A 17,954-nucleotide genomic window follows, 5' to 3' on the forward strand; every position below is an offset into this window, starting at 1 on the left:
GGGGGCGTGCCATCATCGAGCTTCGATCGACCAAGTGGAGTCCGAGTTGGGAGGGCGCGTGGCGATGGAGGCCGGCCCTCGCGACACCGCACAAGGCGCGGAGCACGACGCCGCGGAGGACGCGGATCAGCTGGTTACCGAGGGGTACGCACTGGATCCCGACGACGACCCGCTGAGCCCCGACGGTCCCGACGACCAGACTCCCGGTGGTGTGAGCGACGACGGACCGGAACCGGACGAGATGACCGGGCCGGAGGTCGAGGTCGAGCTGCGCCCCCAGCGCAGGCTCCGGCTCTGGCAGCTCGCGCCCATCGTGGGTCTCGCCGCGGTCGGCTCCCTGATGTTCGCCTTCCCGCTCGCCTTCGAGTTCGGTGACGGCGGCGCCGTCGTCGCCATGCTCGGGCTGCTGATCTGCGCCACCGCGGCCGGCTGGGGCATGATGGCCGCCCGCCGCGTCGGTTACACGTGGCCCGGACTGCCCGCACGCGGCTCAGGCCGCCGCCCGGACTGGCGGATGGCCCTGCTCTACATCCTGATCGTGGCCGCCGTCGTGGTTTTGGCCGTGTGGCGGGTGGCGCGGCTCCGCTAGCGGGTGCGCGAAAGTCCCGTGCGCCGCCCGCCGACGGACGCGCCGCCGGGTGGAACACCGCTCCGTCGCGCGAGCACCGGCCGCCCGGGCTCTGCCCCGGCCCCCTCGTGCTCTTGCGTCGCTCATGACACCACAGGGCTCCCGTACGATCGAGGAATGAGCACGCGGATCGCCTTCCTCAAGGGGCACGGGACCGAGAACGACTTCGTGATCGTCCCGGATCCCGAGAACGCCATCGACCTCTCCCCGGCCGCCGTCGCGGCCCTCTGCGACCGCCGCGCGGGCATCGGGGGCGACGGCGTCCTGCACGTCGTACGGTCCGCCGCGCACCCCGAGGCCAAGAACCTGGCGGCCGACGCCGAGTGGTTCATGGACTACCGCAACGGCGACGGGTCCATCGCCGAGATGTGCGGGAACGGCGTCCGCGTCTTCGCCCGCTACCTCCTGCACGCCGGTCATGTCACCGAGGGCGACCTCACCGTCGCCACGCGCGGGGGCGTGAAGAAGGTGCACATCGACAAGGACGGTGACGTCACGGTCGGCATGGGCGGCGCGCGCCTCCCGGAGGGCGACGTCACGGTGAGCGTCGGCGAGCACAGCTGGCCCGCGCGCAACGTGAACATGGGCAACCCGCACGCGGTCGCCTTCGTGGACGACCTCGCGCAGGCGGGCGACCTGCTCTCCCCGCCGCCCTTCAGCCCCGCCTCGGCCTACCCCGACGGCGTCAACGTCGAGTTCGTCGTCGACCGGGGCCCCCGGCACGTGGCGATGCGCGTCCACGAGCGCGGGTCCGGCGAGACGCGCTCCTGCGGCACCGGTGCGTGTGCCGTCGCCGTGGCCGCCGCCCGCAGGGACGGGGCGGACCCCGCCGTCACCGGCGCCCCGGCGACCTACACCGTCGAGGTGCCCGGTGGCACGCTGGTGATCACCGAACGACCCGACGGCGAGATCGAGATGACCGGGCCCGCGGTGATCGTCGCCGAGGGCGAGATCGATGCCAAGTGGCTGGAAACAGTGGGGCGTTGAGGTGTGGTAAGGCTTGACTTGGCAGTGTCCGGAGGGCGGACGTCGTCAACATCCAAGCCCACCGTGCGTCCGGAGGTGCGAATCCATGGTGCACTCCGGGTGAGGTGGCCCGAAACCGCAAACCGTCGAGTCTTCCCTCTAATGGGTGATCCGTTTCACGCTCGGCGAGAGGCGGTCGGACGGGCGTGATGGGCTCGGTAGCATCAAGCACCGGCACGGACGGGGGAACGACACGATCCCCTGAGCCGCCGCACGCCATGGGGCACCCGTCCGCCGGTCCACGCAGCCGGAGGTGCCCATGAGCGCGGAGGCCACGAACCCCGCCGTATCGCCCGCCCCTGCGCCGCCACCAGCGCACCGCAGGAAGGGCCGACCTCGTATCGACCTGCGCCGTCTGGGCCGCGCCGCACTCCTGGGCCCGACGACACGCGACCGGTTGCCCGACGCGATCGGCCACGTCGCCGACGCGCACCGCGCCCACCACCCCGACGCCGACCTCGAACCGCTGCGCCGGGCGTACGTCCTCGCCGAGTCGTCGCACCGCGGCCAGATGCGCAAGAGCGGTGAGCCGTACATCACCCACCCCCTCGCGGTGACCCTGATCCTCGCCGAACTGGGCGCGGAGACCACGACCTTGACGGCCTCTCTGCTCCACGACACCGTCGAGGACACGGATGTGACCCTCGATCAGGTGCGCGAGGAGTTCGGCGAGGAGGTGCGGTACATCGTCGACGGCGTCACCAAGCTGGAGAAGGTGGACTACGGAGCCGCCGCCGAGCCCGAGACCTTCCGCAAGATGCTCGTCGCCACCGGCAACGACGTCCGGGTGATGTCGATCAAACTCGCCGACCGGCTGCACAACATGCGCACCCTCGGCGTGATGCGCCCCGAGAAGCAGGAACGCATCGCCAAGGTCACCAAGGACGTCCTGATCCCGCTCGCCGAACGGCTCGGCGTCCAGGCGCTCAAGACCGAGCTGGAGGACCTCGTCTTCGCGATCCTCCACCCCGAGGAGTACGCGCACACCCGCGAACTCATCACGGAGAACGCGGCGCGCGAGAGCGACCCGCTCGCGGAGATCTCCGACGAGGTGCGCGGGGTCCTGCGCGAGGCCGGCATCCAGGCCGAAGTACTCATAAGGCCGCGGCACTTCGTCTCACTGCACCGGGTCTCGCGAAAGCGCGGACAACTGCGCGGCTCCGACTTCGGCCGGCTCCTGGTCCTCGTCAACGAGGACGCCGACTGCTACGCGGTCCTCGGCGAACTGCACACCTGTCTGACGCCCGTGGTCTCGGAGTTCAAGGACTTCATCGCCGTACCGAAGTTCAACCTCTACCAGTCGCTGCACACCGCCGTCGCCCGCGCCGACGGCCAGGTCGCCGAAGTCCTCATCCGCACCCACCAGATGCACAAGGTCGCCGAGGCCGGCGTCATCGCGCTGGGCAATCCCTACGCCGCCCCCGCGGAGGAGCAGACCGACGGCGAGGGCGAGCGCATCGACCCCACCCGCCCCGGCTGGCTCTCCCGGCTCCTCGACTGGCAGGAGGCGGCACCGGACGCGGACATGTTCTGGTCCACCCTGCGCGAGGACCTCGCCCAGGACCGCGAGATCACCGTCTTCCGGCCCGACGGGGGCACGTTGGGGCTCCCCGAGGGCGCCAGTTGCGTGGACGCGGCGTACGCGCAGTACGGCGAGGACGCGCACGCCTGCATCGGCGCCCGCGTCAACGGCCGCCTGGTGCGACTGAGCACGGTCCTGAAGGACGGCGACACCGTCCAGCTCCTCATGGGCCAGGACCCGGCCTCCGAGCCCTCCAGGGAGTGGCTGGAGCACGCCCACACGCCCGGCGCGCGCATCGCCATCCAGCGCTGGCTCGCCACCCATCCCGCCCCCGCCACCGAGGAGGGGCACGAGGAGCGCGACGACGCGCGCAAGGACGGGACACCGGCCCTGCGCCCCGCCATCGACGAGCCCGCCGCCACCTCCGACACCGTCGGTGCCGTGATCGTCGTCGACAGGCCCGGGGCGACGGCACGTCTCGCCGGCTGCTGTACGCCCGTACCGCCCGACGAGGTCACCGGCTTCGCCGTCCGTGGGGGAGTGGTGACCGTGCACCGCGTCGCCTGCCCCGCCGTCACGCGCATGAAGAACCTCGGGCGCCCGGAGATCGAGGTGCGCTGGGGCGACACCACCGAGTTCCGGGTCACCCTCGTCGCCGAGTCCTTCCAGCGGCCCCACCTGCTCGCCGACCTCACCGAGGCCATCGCCCTGGAGGGCGTCGCCATCGTCTCCGCCACCGTCGAGCCGCCGACCCAGCAGCGCGTCCGCCACACCTACACGCTCCAACTCCCCGACGCCGCCCACCTGCCCGACCTGATGCGGGCCATGCGGAACGTACCCGGCGTGTACGACGTGGGCCGGGCCCAGCACCAGGCGGCGGCCGGCCAGTGACCACCGCGCGGGCGGGTTCTGACCCCCGAGAGTGAAGGCGGCCCGGCCGACGGCCTGCCGCTCGTTCGGGTGGGACCGCTGCGCGTCGGCCGCGCACGGTGCGTGCGCGCTGGTAGCGGTGGTCCATGCCGCTCATCCCACGCTCCAGGAGCCGCCGCGTCCAGGCCGCGCTGCTCGCCTCCGCCGTCTCCGTCTGCCTGATCGCCGCGAGCGCCCCCTCGCCCGCCGTGCCCCTCGGCGTCGGCGACCGCCTCTTCCCGCACCTCGGCAACCCCGGATACGACGTGCGGTCGTACGACCTCTCCTTCAGCTACCGCGGCAGCAACCGCGAGCCGCTCACGGCCGTCACCACGATCGACGCCCGGACGACCTCCCGTCTTGAGCGGGTCAACCTCGACTTCTCGCACGGCAAGGTCGGCTCCGTCGAGGTCGACGGGGAACCCGCTGCCTTCACCAGCGCGGGCGAGGATCTGGTGATCACACCCACGGAGCCGCTCCCCGAGGGCAGCCGCACCCGCATCACCGTGCGGCACACCAGCGACCCCGTGTACACGGGGAGCGAGGAGGGCGGCTGGCTGCGGACCGCCGACGGGCTCGCGATGGCCAACCAGGCCGACGCGGCACATGTGGTGTTCCCGTGCAACGACCACCCCTCCGACAAGGCCATGTTCACCGTCCGCGTCACCGTGCCCGACGGCTACACGGCCGTCTCCAACGGTCTGGCCACCGGCACGGACCGCGCCGCCGGAACCACCACCTGGACCTACCGCACCCAGCACCCCATGGCCACCGAACTGGCCCAGGTCTCCATCGGCCGCTCCGCGGTCCTGCGCCGGACCGGACCGCACGGCCTGCCCGTGCGCGACGTCGTCCCCGCGAAGGACCGCGAGAAGCTCGAACCGTGGCTCGGCAAGACCCCCGCCCAGATCGAGTGGATGGAGGACAGGGTCGGCCCGTACCCCTTCGAGACGTACGGCGTGCTGATCGCCGAGGCGCAGACCGGGTTCGAGCTGGAGACACAGACCCTCTCCCTCTTCGAGCGCGAGCTGTTCGTCCGGCCCGAGTACCCGAAGTGGTACGTCGAGTCGATCATGGTGCACGAGCTGGCCCACCAGTGGTTCGGCAACAGCGTCAGCCCCCGCACCTGGTCCGACCTGTGGCTCAACGAGGGACACGCCACCTGGTACGAGGCCCTGTACGCCGAGGAGGTCGCGGGCCGGACGCTGGAGGCGAGGATGAAGGCCGCGTACGGCGCCTCCGACCGCTGGCGGACCGCCGGGGGCCCGCCCGCCGCACCCAAGGAGGCCAAGGACGGCCAGAAGATCGGCATCTTCCGGGCCAACGTCTACGACGGGGCCGCGCTCTTCCTCTACGCCCTGCGCCAGGAGATCGGCGCCCCCGCCTTCGACCGGCTGCAGCGGGCCTGGGTCACCGTCCACCGGGACGGTGTCGCCTCGACCGCCGACTTCCGGGACCTCGCCTCCGTGATCGCCGGACGCGACCTGGACGCGTTCTTCCACGCCTGGCTGTACGAGGTGCGGACGCCGCCGATGCCGGGCCACCCCGACTGGAAGTCGACCCCGGCGTCGGCGGCGCCGGCGAAGCGGTAGCCGGGTTCCGCCGGGGTGTGGCCCCGCTGCGGACGGGAATAACCTGGGTGACGAGACGGGGCGTACCGTGCGACCATCTTCGGGTCGGCGACGGGGGAATCTCCCGGAAGCCCCGGGCGTTGTCACCCTTGACAGGTCGCGATCCGTTTTCGTGATCCTCGCCCTTCGGTATCCCTATCGACGTAAGGACCCAATGACCTCCTCTTCTTCCCCTTCCCAGGCCGCACAGAGCGCCTTCGCGCAGAACAACCCCGAGAATCTTCGGGCCGATGCCCTGATGGAAGAGGACGTCGCCTGGAGCTTCGAGATCGACGGAGAACGGGACGGCGACCAGTTCGACCGCTCCGACCGCGCGGCTCTGCGCCGTGTCGCGGGCCTCTCCACCGAGCTCGAGGACGTCACCGAGGTCGAGTACCGACAGCTCCGTCTGGAGCGCGTCGTACTCGTCGGTGTCTGGACCACGGGAACCGTGCGGGACGCGGAGAACTCGCTGGCCGAGCTGGCCGCCCTCGCGGAGACCGCGGGCGCGCTCGTGCTCGACGGCGTGATCCAGCGCCGCGACAAGCCGGACGCGGCCACCTACATCGGCTCCGGCAAGGCCAACGAGCTGCGGGACGTCGTCCTCGACTCGGGCGCGGACACCGTCATCTGCGACGGTGAACTGAGCCCCGGCCAGCTCATCCATCTCGAAGACGTCGTCAAGGTCAAGGTCATCGACCGTACGGCCCTGATCCTCGACATCTTCGCCCAGCACGCCAAGTCCCGTGAGGGCAAGGCGCAGGTCGCGCTCGCGCAGATGCAGTACATGCTGCCGAGGCTCCGCGGCTGGGGTCAGTCACTGTCCCGTCAGATGGGCGGTGGCAAGGGCGGTGGCCTCGCCACCCGTGGTCCCGGTGAGACCAAGATCGAGACGGACCGGCGACGGATCCGCGAGAAGATGGCGAAGATGCGCCGGGAGATCGCGGAGATGAAGACCGGCCGCGAGATCAAGCGTCAGGAGCGCCGCCGCAACAAGGTGCCCTCGGTCGCCATCGCCGGCTACACCAACGCAGGCAAGTCCTCCCTGCTCAACCGCCTCACGGGCGCGGGTGTGCTGGTGGAGAACTCCCTGTTCGCGACCCTCGACCCGACCGTGCGCCGGGCCGAGACCCCGAGCGGGCGGCTGTACACGCTGGCGGACACCGTCGGCTTCGTACGCCACCTGCCGCACCACCTCGTCGAGGCGTTCCGCTCCACGATGGAGGAGGTCGGTGACGCCGACCTGATCCTGCACGTGGTCGACGGCTCGCACCCCGCGCCGGAGGAGCAGCTGGCCGCCGTGCGCGAGGTCATCCGTGACGTGGGCGCGACCAAGGTCCCCGAGATCGTGGTGATCAACAAGGCGGACGCGGCCGACCCGCTGACGCTGCAGCGGCTGCTGCGGGTCGAGAAGCGCTCCATCGCGGTCTCGGCCCGTTCCGGCCAGGGCATCGCGGAGCTCCTCGCCCTGATCGACCACGAGCTGCCGCGTCCCTCGGTCGAGATCGAGGCGCTCGTGCCGTACACCCACGGCAAGCTCGTCGCCCGCACCCACACCGAGGGCGAGGTGATCTCCGAGGAGCACACCCCGGAGGGCACCCTGCTCAAGGCCCGGGTGCACGAGGAGCTGGCGGCCGACCTGGCGCCGTACGTCCCGGCGGCGACGCTTTGATGGCCTGAGGCCCATCGTTCGCCTGCGGGCGAACGTTCGCCTGTGGTGTTCGAGTGCGGGGCCGTCGCTTTTGGGCCCCGCAGGCCTGGTCTTTCAGGGGCGCGGGGAACCGCGCGAGAAGATCCACCGGACCCGCACCCGCAAACGCGACCCGAAGGCCCGTCCCCCTCCGCCGAGGGGGACGGGCCTTCAGCATGCGAGCGTGACGCTGCCGTCAGCGCCTGCCCGGAGTCAATGCGCGAACTTGTCGCTCACGGCCTGGTACACACCCTCGGCCTCCTTGCCCAGCCGCGGCCCCGCCAGCCAGCCGGCGCTCGCCGGACCGATGGAGGTGTTGGACACCAGCGCGGGCTGCCCGTCCGAACCGGTCGCCACCCAGCCGCCGCCGGACGAACCGCCGGTCATGGAGCAGCCGATGCGGTACATCGTCGGGTCGGCCTCGACGAGCGAGAACCGGCCGGGCCTGTCCTGGCACTGGTACATCGTCTCGCCGTCGTACGGAGCCCCGGCCGGGTACCCCGTCGCCGTGATGCTCTTCACCTGCGGCACGGCAGGCGCGTCGAAGTCCACCGGCAGGGCCGAACCGACCGTCTCCTCCAGCGACTTGCCCCCGCTTCCCTCCTCCGGCGTCACATGGATCACCGCGAAGTCGTACGGCGCACCGTCACCGCCCGTCTGACCGCCCTGCTCGATCCACTGGTCCGAGGTCTGCGCCCAGTCACCCCACCAGACGCCGTACGGAGCGACCTCCTCCTTGGTGGCGGTCTGCCGCTCCGACGCCGACCTGCCACTGTCGTTGTACGAGGGCACGAAGGCGATGTTGCGGTACCAGCCGCCCGCCTTGCCGGCGTGCACGCAGTGGCCGGCCGTCCACACCATGTTGGACTTGCCCGGGTTGGCCGGATCCTGGACCACGGTCGCCGAGCAGACCATGGTGCCTTCGGGCGCGTCGAAGAACACCTTGCCCGCCTCGGGGACGTTCGCGTGGTACTTCGCCGACACCGCCGTGGCATCGACGGGCCGCGGCGTCGGGTCGGTCACGCCCTGGTCACCGGTGAGGTCGCTCTCGTCGACCTCCTTGTCCGGCTCCTCGGCGTCCCGCATCCGATCCGGGTCCCACAGGTCCTCGATGATCGGGTTGACGTAGTCCTCGGCCTCGCGCAGCCAGTCGTCCTTGTTCCAGTTCTTCCAGGCACCGCCCCGCCACTTGTCGAGATCGATCCCGTGTTCCTTGAGCTTGTCCTTGATGTCGTCCGGAATCCGGATCTTGCCGTCGCCCGCGCTGCCGCTGTCCTGCGCGGACGCCGACGCGTCGGCGTTGGCCGTGGTGTCACCCGAACCGCACGCGGTGGCGGTCAACGACAGAACCGTGGCAAGGCCGACCGCGGCCACGACGGGGGAGGTTCTGCGGCGCGTGCCCCTCCCGCGACGAGCGGTGAAGAGCGGTCGTATGGGTCGCATGGTCTGAACTCCCCCTGGGCGTGTGAGAACTCTGTGCTGCCGAAGCGGGTCGCGCACGGTCATCCGCGCGCCACCGCCTCCTTGTACGTGAGCGACACGGCATCGCGCGGCTCCGTACCTCGGTTTCTTCGTACGTAGTCGTCCTACGAGGACGTCCCACGCGGTCGTCCTACGTGATCGCCGCACTCGGTAGCCGTACGCGCGACTTGCCACGCATCACGCCGAGCCGCGTCCTGCGGAACGGCACCACACACTATGCGGTCGTTGTGGGGGACATCCGATGGAACGGCAACGGTTCCGTCACGGCAAGGATCTTCGTCCCACCCGCTTCCCCGCGCGAGTCCCGTCGTTGGTAGGTGCGGGGGACCCGCCGGTGCTCGGTGCCCCCTGCCAACTCGCCTTCGGACAGCGGGAGGAAGTGCAGTCGTGGCGGTGACCGAGTCTGCGGTGGCGCCGGTGGGACGTGAGCCCGAACGGGCGCGTTCGGGACACGAGGACGAACGGGCGCGCACACGACGGGAACACGACGGCGCGCGCTCGACGCACGAGGGGATCCTGCGGCGGCAGGCCGCCCGTGAGTCGGCGGCGCGCACCTACGCACGCGCCCTGCCCATCGTGCCCGTGCGCGCACGCGGGCTGACCATCGAGGGCGCCGACGGCCGCCGCTACCTCGACTGCCTGTCCGGCGCGGGCACCCTCGCCCTCGGCCACAACCACCCGGTCGTCCTCGAAGCCATCCGGAAGGTGCTCGACTCGGGCGCCCCGCTGCACGTCCTCGACCTGGCCACTCCGGTCAAGGACGCCTTCACCACCGAGCTGTTCCGCACCCTTCCCCCGGGGCTCGCGGACCGCGCACGCGTCCAGTTCTGCGGACCCGCCGGCACGGACGCGGTCGAGGCGGCCTTCACCCTGGTCCGGGCGGCGACCGGACGCACGGGGATGCTCGCCTTCGCCGGTGCCCACCACGGCGTGACCGCCGAGGCACTGGAAGTGCCCGGAGGCGTCCACGACGCACCCGTGACACGTCTGCCCTACCCCCAGGACTACCGCTGTCCCTTCGGTGTCGGTGGTGAACGCGGTGCCGAACTCGCCGGCCGCTGGACCGAGTCGGTCCTCGACGACGTCACGTCCGGCGTACCGCGGCCCGCGGGCATGATCCTCGAACCGGTGCAGGGTGAGGGCGGTGTCAACCCGGCGCCGGACCATTGGCTTCGTCGTATGCGTGAGATCACCGCCGCGCGCTCGATCCCGCTGATCGCCGACGAGATCCACACCGGTGTGGGCCGCACCGGCCGGTTCTGGGCCGTCGAGCACAGCGGCGTCGTCCCCGATGTGATGGTCCTGTCCAAGGCCATCGGTGGCAGCCTCCCGCTGGCCGTCGTGGTCTACCGCGACGACCTCGACGTCTGGCGACCGGGCGCCCACACGGACGCCTTCCGCGGCAACCAGCTGGCCATGGCCGCCGGCACCGCTACCCTCGCCCACGTCCGGGAGAACGGCCTCGCCGCACGTGCCGAATCCCTGGGCGCCGGCATGCTCAGCCAACTCCGTGGCTTCGCAGAGCACTTCGCCTGCGTAGGCGACGTACGAGGACGTGGGCTGATGCTCGGCATCGAGATGGTCACCCCGGGAGCGCCCTCCCCCTCCGGCGACCCGGGCCCGCCCCCGCCCGCCCCCAGCCTCGCCTCCGCGGTCCAGCGCGAGTGCCTTCGCCGTGGCCTGATCGTCGAACTCGGCGGCCGCCATGCCGGCGTCGTCCGCCTCCTCCCGCCTCTCACGATCACCGACGAACAGGCGAACGCCGTACTCGACCGCCTGACCGACGCGATCGCCTCGGTAGCGGCCGCCGCCGGGGGCCGCGTCCCCGTGAGCCCGAAGCCCGAGCGAGCCGGAGGCCCCGGAGACCCGCCCGGCGGCTGAGCACCGAGCCCACGCGCCCCTCCGTCCGATACGGCCCCCACTTCGCCCGCGAACCAGCCACGCACCCCAGGCACCGGCCCACCCGGCCACCACCCCGCGACTCCGCCGAACGAGCCCCCGAAACACCATCGCCTCGCCTCCCTCCACACCCCCGTCGCCCGCACCACTTTCCACCTCCGCACAAGCACCCGGCCCCGCTCGACCGCACCCGCCCGCGACTGCCCTTCCGCACGAGCAACCCCAGGAACCGCCTTGAAGCCGCCGCCCGCCCCCGAGGCCCGCACCCACGACACGAACAACCGCACTCCCCTCACCCCTGGCCAGCCCGGCGACGAACAGTCGCCCGCCCATGTGGAAACGAGGTTCGACCAGGCCGGACCGGGGTTCGGGCAGGTTGAGCCGAAGTCCGACCTCGCCGCCCTGGGCTCCGGCCAGACCACCGTGGGCTTCGGCCAGACCACCGTGGGCTTCGGCACGGCCGCTTCGGCGCACGGCCAGGCTCACCGGGGGGCCGCTCCGCCGGTCGGGCAGCGGCTCGGGCAGCCTGAACCGGGATCCGGTCACGCCGAGCCTCTGCCCGGCCAGGCCGGGCCGACGCCCTGCCGCACCGAGCCGGAACCCTGGCGGGACGAGCCCCTTCCGTACCCCGTGACTCCGGTCCCTCACCAAGCGGCGCCCACTCGCACACCGGTCCCACCACGTGATGAGTGGCTTCAGCCGGCGCCCGGCGAGACCGACGAAGCCCGCCCCACCGAGCCGCCCGACAGCCCCCTCACCGACCCTCTGCTCCACCCCGACCCGCACACCGCGGCCCAAGCCGCAGCGATCGAGAATCTCCTGCGCTGCTGGGTACGCGAGCACAACCTGACCTCCCCCCACGACGGCACCCTCCGCATCCCCCTCCCCACAAGCGCCACGACGCTCCTCGCCCCCGTGCACTACTGGTCCCTCAGCGGCTGGCACCGCTTCGGTCCGCCACGCCTCGCCGGCACCCCCGAGAGCGCACCCCCTCTCGACGCGGCGAAAGTGGCGGCCCTGTTGGCCGGTGAAGCGACTGCCCGAGGCCCGCTCAGGACCAACACGTACGAGCCCCGACCCACAGCAGCGCACGCCCCCACCACACCCCCACGCCCCCCGAGCGGCCCGGCGAGCACCGGTCCGCTCACCCGGCTCGACCATCCACACCGGCCCTCCCACGGGTCCGTCTCCGTCGACCGGCCCGGCCCCCTCGACCAGCCCGGCCGATCCGGACAGCGCGACCGGCTCGATCAGCTCGACCCACTCGATCTCATCGGACGGGTCGCCGACTCCACCCGACGCGTCGCCATGTTCATCGCCGAGCGCCGGGTCGGGCCCGCCGACGGTCCGGGCCGATTCCTCGCTGCCGAGCAGGCTCTCGTCCTCGGCCACCCCCTGCATCCGACGCCGAAAAGCCGGGAGGGCCTCTCGGAGCTCGAAGCGCGGCTCTACTCACCGGAGTTGCGTGGCTCCTTTCCCCTGCACTGGCTGGCGATCGCTCCCTCCGTCATGTCGGCCGACTCGGCATGGACCGAGCGCGGTCGTGCTGTCCGCGTCGAACAGCTGACCGCCCGGCTGGCAGGCCCGGAGCTGCCGCTGCCGGAAGGCCACGGCGCCCTGCCCGTGCACCCCTGGCAACTTCGCGAGATCCGCCGCCGTCCGGCCGTCGCCGCTCTGTTCGACGCCGGCCTGCTCAGGGACCTGGGGCCGCACGGCGACCCATGGCACCCCACTTCCTCCGTTCGCACCGTTCACCGCCATCACGCCCCCGCGATGCTGAAGCTCTCGCTGGGCCTGCGCATCACCAACTCCTGTCGCGAGAACCTCCGCAAGGAACTCCACCGCGGTGTCGAGGTCCACCGCCTGCTCCGCACCGGCCTGACCGCGCAGTGGCAGGCGGCCCACCCCCGGTTCGACATCGTCCGTGACCCGGCGTGGCTGGGCGTCACCGCACCGGACGGCGGCCCTCTGCCCGGCCTGGACGTGTTGGTCCGACACAACCCGTTCGGCCCGGTGGACGACGTGGCCTGTGTCGCGGGGCTCGTCTCACCGAGGCCGTATGCCCATGCCGAGTCGCGAGCCGCCCACCGCGCGGACCGTCGCAGTACGCAAGGCGAGGGCGCCGAGGGGCATCAGCCGCAGTACCCCGTCAGCACCCTCCGGCAGGGCCCCGACGCCGCTTCGGAAACGCACCTCATGGTCGGGTCCCGACTCGCCGATGTCGTGACCCGCCTCGCCGGGCGCACCGGTCGGCCCCGAGGAGCCGTCGCCGTCGAGTGGTTCCTGCGCTATCTGGAACAGGTCGTGCGCCCCGTGCTGTGGCTGGACGGCGAGGCAGGGATCGCCCTCGAAGCCCACCAGCAGAACACGCTCGTCCTGCTGGACCCGGACGGCTGGCCCGTCGGTGGCCGGTACCGCGACAACCAGGGTTACTACTTCCGCGAGTCCCGCCGCGCGGATCTCGCAGCCCGACTGCCCGGCATCGGCGAGCGCAGCGACACCTTCGTCTCCGACGAGGTCGCCGACGAACGGTTCGCCTACTACCTCGGCATCAACAACGTGCTCGGCCTGATCGGTGCGTTCGGCTCGCAGCGCCTCGGGGACGAGCGACTGCTGCTGGCCGCCTTCCGCCGCTTCCTCTCGCATGCGGCCACCGGCCCCGCCCGAATGAACACCACCCTGCCGGCCCAGCTGCTCGACTCACCTGTTCTGCGTTGCAAAGCCAACCTCCTGACCCGCCTGCATGGCCTCGACGAACTCGTCGGCCCCGTCGACAGCCAGTCCGTCTACGTCACCATCACCAACCCCCTCCATCGCTGACCGGGGCGTTCGCTGCTGTGCGGCCCCGCTCGGCTTGGTCATCCCGACTCCCTCCAGCCCCGAGGAACATGACCCACCCGATCTCCTGAGAGGAACGTCGCCGTGGCTCCCACCGACGCGAGCACCGACGCGAGCACCGACACCGGCCCAGCCTCGACCCCGACGTGCCATGAGGACACGCTCGAACTGCGCCTGCCCGACGACTTCCTCGCCCTGCTGTCCGAGGACGGCGGCGCGTGCGGCGGTGAGACCGAACCGGCGCACCAAGGCCCCCGGGCCGACGGCGAACTGCTCGACCACCTCGCCGACTGGGGGCCGGTCGTCACCTCCGCAGGCACCCTGCACCTGGTCCCTGTTCGCCTCGAACGGGAGCTCCCGCTGATCTCCCGCTGGATGAACGACACGACCGTGGCCTCGTACTGGCAGCTCGCCGGCCCCGACGACGTGACCGCGGACCACCTCCGCACCCAGCTCTCCGGAGACGGCCGCAGCGTGCCCTGCCTCGGAATGCTGGACGGCACCCCCATGAGCTACTGGGAGATCTACCGGGCAGACCTCGACCCCATCGCCCGCCATTACCCCGCCCGTCCCCACGACACCGGGGTCCACCTCCTCATCGGACCCGTGGCCGACCGGGGGCGGGGTCTGGGAGCCACCCTGCTCCGCGCCGTGGCCGATCTCGTCCTCGACAGAAGACCTTCCTGTGCCCGCGTCGTGGCGGAACCCGACCTTCGCAACTTTCCCTCCGTCTCCGCGTTCCTGAGCGCAGGCTTCCGGTTCTCCGCAGAGGTCGACCTGCCCGACAAGCGGGCCGCTCTCATGATCAGAGACCGGCTCCTTCGCGATCTGATGTAGATCCGATGTGGATCTCCTGTGGCGCCGTCACTTTTGGTACACCGCCCGCGACGGTCCGGTTCCCGATCACCGCCGACGAGATCTCCGGACTCCCGGGGAATCCACCCGGCCCGACGAAGAGACAACGGTCTTGATCCCGCACCTCACGCCTCGTGCTTCCGCCTGGATAACCCGTTTGTCAGTGGTGAGCCGTAGGGTGGTCGCGCTATGACGAAGCCCTCACTCCACGAACTCCTGCACGCCGCTGTCGCCGCTGTCGGCGGTATGGAGCGCCCCGGCCAGGTGACCATGGCCGAAGCCGTCGCGGAGGCGATCAACGACGGTTCCCATCTGCTGGTCCAGGCGGGCACCGGTACCGGAAAGTCGCTCGGTTACCTGGTGCCCGCACTCGCGCAGGGAGAGCGCGTCGTCGTGGCGACGGCGACCCTGGCGCTGCAGCGCCAGCTCGTGGAGCGGGACCTGCCGAGAACGGTCGACGCGCTGCATCCGCTGCTGCGCCGCCGCCCCGAGTTCGCGATGCTCAAGGGCCGGTCGAACTACCTGTGCCTGCACCGTCTGAACGAAGGCGTGCCCCAGGACGAGGAGGAGGGCCTCTTCGACCAGTTCGAGGCGGCCGCACCCTCCACCAGGCTGGGCCAGGACCTGCTGCGGTTGCGGGACTGGTCGCAGGAGACCGAGACCGGCGATCGTGACGACCTCACCCCGGGCGTCTCCGACCGGGCGTGGGCGCAGATCTCCGTGTCGTCCCGGGAGTGTCTGGGCGCGTCGAAGTGCGCGTACGGCGCCGAGTGCTTCGCCGAGATGGCCCGGGAGCGGGCCAAGCTCGCCGAAGTGGTCGTCACCAATCACGCGCTGCTCGCGATCGACGCCATCGAGGGCGCGCCGGTCCTCCCGCAGCACGAGGTGCTGATCGTGGACGAGGCACACGAACTCGTGTCACGAGTGACCGGCGTGGCGACCGGCGAACTCAGCCCGGGCCAGGTCAACCGCGCTGTGAAGCGGGCGGCGAAGCTCGTCAACGAGAAGGCCGCCGACCAGCTCCAGACCGCCGCCGAGGGATTCGAGAGGGTCATGGAGCTGGCCCTGCCGGGCCGTCTGGAGGAGGTCCCCGAGGATCTCGCCTACGTCCTCATGGCGTTGCGTGACGCCGCCCGTACGGTGATCTCGGCGATCGGCAGCACGCGCGACAAGTCCGTCCAGGACGAGGACGCCGTGCGCAAGCAGGCGCTGGCGGCCGTGGAGAGCGTGCACGACGTGGCGGAGCGGATCAGCAACGGCTCCGAGTGGGACGTCGTCTGGTACGAACGTCATGACCGGTTCGGAGCGTCCCTGCGCGTCGCCCCGATGTCCGTGTCGGGTCTCCTGCGGGAGAAGCTCTTCGCGGACCGTTCGGTCACCCTGACCTCGGCCACGCTCAAGCTGGGCGGCGACTTCAACGGCGTGGGCGCCTCACTGGGTCTCGCGCCGGAGGGCACCGAGGGGGACGACCTTCCGCAGTGGAAGGGAGTGGACGTCGGATCGCCGTTCGACTACCCGAGGCAGGGCATCCTCTACGTCGCCAAGCATCTTTCGCGGCCCGCGCGGGACGGCGACCGGGCGGACATGCTGGACGAGCTCACGGAGCTGATCCAAGCGGCGGGCGGCCGGACCCTCGGTCTGTTCTCCTCGATGCGGGCCGCCCAACTGGCGGCGGAGGAGCTGCGGGCCCGGATCCCCGAGTACCCGATCCTGCTCCAGGGCGAGGAGACGCTCGGCGAGCTGATCAAGGGCTTCGCGGCCGACCCGAAGACCTGTCTCTTCGGCACGCTGTCGCTCTGGCAGGGCGTCGACGTGCCGGGTCCCAGCTGTCAGCTGGTCGTCATGGACAAGATTCCGTTCCCGCGCCCCGACGACCCCCTGATGAGTGCCCGGCAGAAGGCCGTCGAGGAAGCGGGCGGCAACGGCTTCATGGCCGTCGCCGCCACCCACGCGGCCCTGCTGATGGCCCAGGGCGCCGGCCGCCTCGTACGGGCGCAGGGAGACCGCGGCGTGGTCGCCGTCCTGGATCAGCGGCTGGCGACCGCGCGGTACGGCAGCTACCTGAAGGCGTCACTGCCCGACTTCTGGTACACGACGGACCGTAACCAGGTCCGTAGGTCGCTCGCCGCGATCGACAGCGCGGCGAAGGACAGGGAAGCAGGGGTGGAGGCCGAGACGGCGGAAGCATGACGGACGGCCGGCGGTCCGTCCCGGAGCATCGGGACGGACCGCCGGCCGCGTTTCGCGCACATCGTCAGGCCCCGCAGATGTTCATCGGCGAGTCCTGGACAAGCCAGGACCCCGGAACCGGCGCAGTGGATTCCGGGGCCTGGATCAGGGGCGGGGACGAGCACGGGGACCGTCCGCCGCTGGGTGTCAGACGCGGCGCAGGACGGCCACCACCTTGCCGAGGATGGTCGCGTCGTCACCCGGGATGGGCTCGTAGGCCGCGTTGTGCGGGAGCAGCCAGACGTGGCCGTCCTCGCGCTTGAAGCGTTTGACCGTGGCCTCGCCGTCCAGCATGGCGGCCACGATGTCGCCGTTCTCGGCGACCGGCTGACGGCGGACCGTCACCCAGTCCCCGTCGCAGATGGCGGCCTCGATCATGGAGTCGCCCACGACCTTGAGGACGAAGAGTTCGCCGTCCCCCACCAGCTGGCGGGGGAGGGGGAACACGTCCTCGACGGATTCCTCGGCGAGGATCGGGCCACCGGCGGCGATCCGCCCGACGAGCGGCACGTACGAAGCGGCCGGTTTGCCCGCGGTGTCCGTCGGCTGCGCCGAGGACTGGTCGGAGCCGCGGACCTCGTACGCACGTGGGCGGTGCGGGTCGCGGCGCAGGAAGCCCTTGCGCTCCAGTGCCATCAGCTGGTGTGCCACGGAGGATGTGCTGGACAGGCCGACCGCCTGGCCGATCTCCCGCATCGACGGCGGGTATCCACGCCGTTGCACCGAGTCCCTGATCACCTCGATGACCCGGCGCTGCCGATCGGTGAGCCCGGAGCTGTCCGCCCTGATGCCTGGAGGTCGGCCGGGCAGGGCTCGCTTGGGCCCTTCATGGTTCGTGGCTTCGTTCATCGCATGCACCGGCTCGAGTCGGCTCTGGGAGCGGTCCTGGGCAGTGATGGTGGCACTGTCAGCGGTGGTGGTCACGTCGGCCCCTCTCGATGGTCTCCCGTGCAGCACAACGGTAGTTGCTTTCGAAAGGTTGCGCCAAACACACGTTCGAGTGAAAAACCGTGGATTACCGGACGTGGCCTTCTGTCTGGGTGTAGGGCCTGAGCTTCGGCGGACAAAAGCACTGATTGCTGTACTCTTCACCGCCGGAACGGCTGGCCTTGTGGGCCGCTGTCGCCGCGTGGCCCAGTCTGCCACCCGGTACTTCACCGGCCGGGTACCGACCCCTTCCTTTGTGCCGCCTTACCGCGACCGCGTCCGCTCCGCGACGGTGCGGCTGCGCTCCGCGACGGCGCCCGCGTCCGGTACGTGCCTCTA

Annotated in this window: 11 protein-coding genes; 9 read left to right on the forward strand and 2 right to left on the reverse strand. The window is 71.2% G+C overall.

What is annotated here, in order from left to right; all coding sequences use genetic code 11:
- Nucleotides 1-64: 64 nt before the first annotated feature.
- The 5 genes from STRBO_RS0109695 to hflX all read left to right on the forward strand — a co-directional run bounded on the left by STRBO_RS0109695 (nucleotide 65) and on the right by hflX (nucleotide 7,367).
- Nucleotides 65-589: a hypothetical protein gene (locus STRBO_RS0109695; protein ID WP_020114120.1), complete on the forward strand. Its 525-nt coding sequence runs from the start codon at nucleotides 65-67 to the stop codon at nucleotides 587-589.
- 156 nt (nucleotides 590-745) lie between these two features.
- Nucleotides 746-1,615 (forward strand): diaminopimelate epimerase, encoded by an 870-nt coding sequence (gene dapF, locus STRBO_RS0109700; RefSeq protein ID WP_005481496.1) that lies wholly within the window; start codon nucleotides 746-748, stop codon nucleotides 1,613-1,615.
- Nucleotides 1,616-1,913: 298 nt separating this feature from the next.
- Nucleotides 1,914-4,067 (forward strand): RelA/SpoT family protein, encoded by a 2,154-nt coding sequence (locus tag STRBO_RS0109705; RefSeq protein ID WP_202499242.1) that lies wholly within the window; start codon nucleotides 1,914-1,916, stop codon nucleotides 4,065-4,067.
- Between the two features lie 125 nt (nucleotides 4,068-4,192).
- The gene (locus STRBO_RS0109710; protein WP_005481498.1) at nucleotides 4,193-5,677 is read left to right on the forward strand and encodes a M1 family metallopeptidase; all 1,485 of its coding nucleotides are present in this window, start codon (nucleotides 4,193-4,195) and stop codon (nucleotides 5,675-5,677) included.
- Nucleotides 5,678-5,870: 193 nt separating this feature from the next.
- Nucleotides 5,871-7,367: a GTPase HflX gene (hflX, locus tag STRBO_RS0109715; protein WP_005481499.1), complete on the forward strand. Its 1,497-nt coding sequence runs from the start codon at nucleotides 5,871-5,873 to the stop codon at nucleotides 7,365-7,367.
- A 231-nt stretch (nucleotides 7,368-7,598) separates the two neighbouring features.
- On the opposite strand, the gene STRBO_RS0109720 is transcribed toward hflX, so the two are convergent.
- Nucleotides 7,599-8,828, reverse strand: a complete 1,230-nt coding sequence (locus STRBO_RS0109720) for a trypsin-like serine peptidase (protein ID WP_086016341.1) — start codon at nucleotides 8,826-8,828, stop codon at nucleotides 7,599-7,601.
- Nucleotides 8,829-9,254: 426 nt separating this feature from the next.
- Between STRBO_RS0109720 and STRBO_RS0109725 the strand changes: the two genes are divergently transcribed.
- The 4 genes from STRBO_RS0109725 (at nucleotide 9,255) to STRBO_RS0109740 (ending at nucleotide 16,649) form a co-directional block, all read left to right on the forward strand.
- Nucleotides 9,255-10,748: a diaminobutyrate--2-oxoglutarate transaminase family protein gene (locus STRBO_RS0109725; protein WP_020114121.1), complete on the forward strand. Its 1,494-nt coding sequence runs from the start codon at nucleotides 9,255-9,257 to the stop codon at nucleotides 10,746-10,748.
- A 252-nt stretch (nucleotides 10,749-11,000) separates the two neighbouring features.
- Nucleotides 11,001-13,586 (forward strand): IucA/IucC family protein, encoded by a 2,586-nt coding sequence (locus STRBO_RS0109730; protein WP_005481515.1) that lies wholly within the window; start codon nucleotides 11,001-11,003, stop codon nucleotides 13,584-13,586.
- A gap of 102 nt (nucleotides 13,587-13,688) precedes the next feature.
- Nucleotides 13,689-14,441 carry a GNAT family N-acetyltransferase gene (locus tag STRBO_RS0109735; RefSeq protein ID WP_005481516.1) on the forward strand — a complete coding sequence of 251 codons (753 nt, stop codon included), beginning with the start codon at nucleotides 13,689-13,691 and terminating at the stop codon, nucleotides 14,439-14,441.
- A gap of 207 nt (nucleotides 14,442-14,648) precedes the next feature.
- Entirely contained in the window at nucleotides 14,649-16,649 is a 2,001-nt protein-coding gene (locus STRBO_RS0109740) for an ATP-dependent DNA helicase (protein ID WP_005481518.1), read from the forward strand.
- Between the two features lie 186 nt (nucleotides 16,650-16,835).
- On the opposite strand, the gene lexA is transcribed toward STRBO_RS0109740, so the two are convergent.
- A complete protein-coding gene (lexA, locus tag STRBO_RS0109745) occupies nucleotides 16,836-17,612 on the reverse strand; it encodes a transcriptional repressor LexA (RefSeq protein ID WP_020114122.1) in 777 nt (258 codons plus the stop codon).
- Between the last annotated feature and the right edge of the window lie 342 nt (nucleotides 17,613-17,954).

Source organism: Streptomyces bottropensis ATCC 25435 (assembly GCF_000383595.1).
In the GTDB taxonomy this organism is placed as follows: domain Bacteria; phylum Actinomycetota; class Actinomycetes; order Streptomycetales; family Streptomycetaceae; genus Streptomyces; species Streptomyces bottropensis.

What these genes read in the sequence shown, in the direction of transcription:
- STRBO_RS0109695 (WP_020114120.1), top strand. Translation starts at nt 65, where the DNA reads ATGGAGGCCGGCCCTCGCGACACCGCACAAGGCGCGGAGCACGACGCC.
- dapF (WP_005481496.1), top strand. Translation starts at nt 746, where the DNA reads ATGAGCACGCGGATCGCCTTCCTCAAGGGGCACGGGACCGAGAACGAC.
- STRBO_RS0109705 (WP_202499242.1), top strand. Translation starts at nt 1,914, where the DNA reads ATGAGCGCGGAGGCCACGAACCCCGCCGTATCGCCCGCCCCTGCGCCG.
- STRBO_RS0109710 (WP_005481498.1), top strand. Translation starts at nt 4,193, where the DNA reads ATGCCGCTCATCCCACGCTCCAGGAGCCGCCGCGTCCAGGCCGCGCTG.
- hflX (WP_005481499.1), top strand. Translation starts at nt 5,871, where the DNA reads ATGACCTCCTCTTCTTCCCCTTCCCAGGCCGCACAGAGCGCCTTCGCG.
- STRBO_RS0109720 (WP_086016341.1), bottom strand. Translation starts at nt 8,828, where the DNA reads ATGCGACCCATACGACCGCTCTTCACCGCTCGTCGCGGGAGGGGCACG.
- STRBO_RS0109740 (WP_005481518.1), top strand. Translation starts at nt 14,649, where the DNA reads ATGACGAAGCCCTCACTCCACGAACTCCTGCACGCCGCTGTCGCCGCT.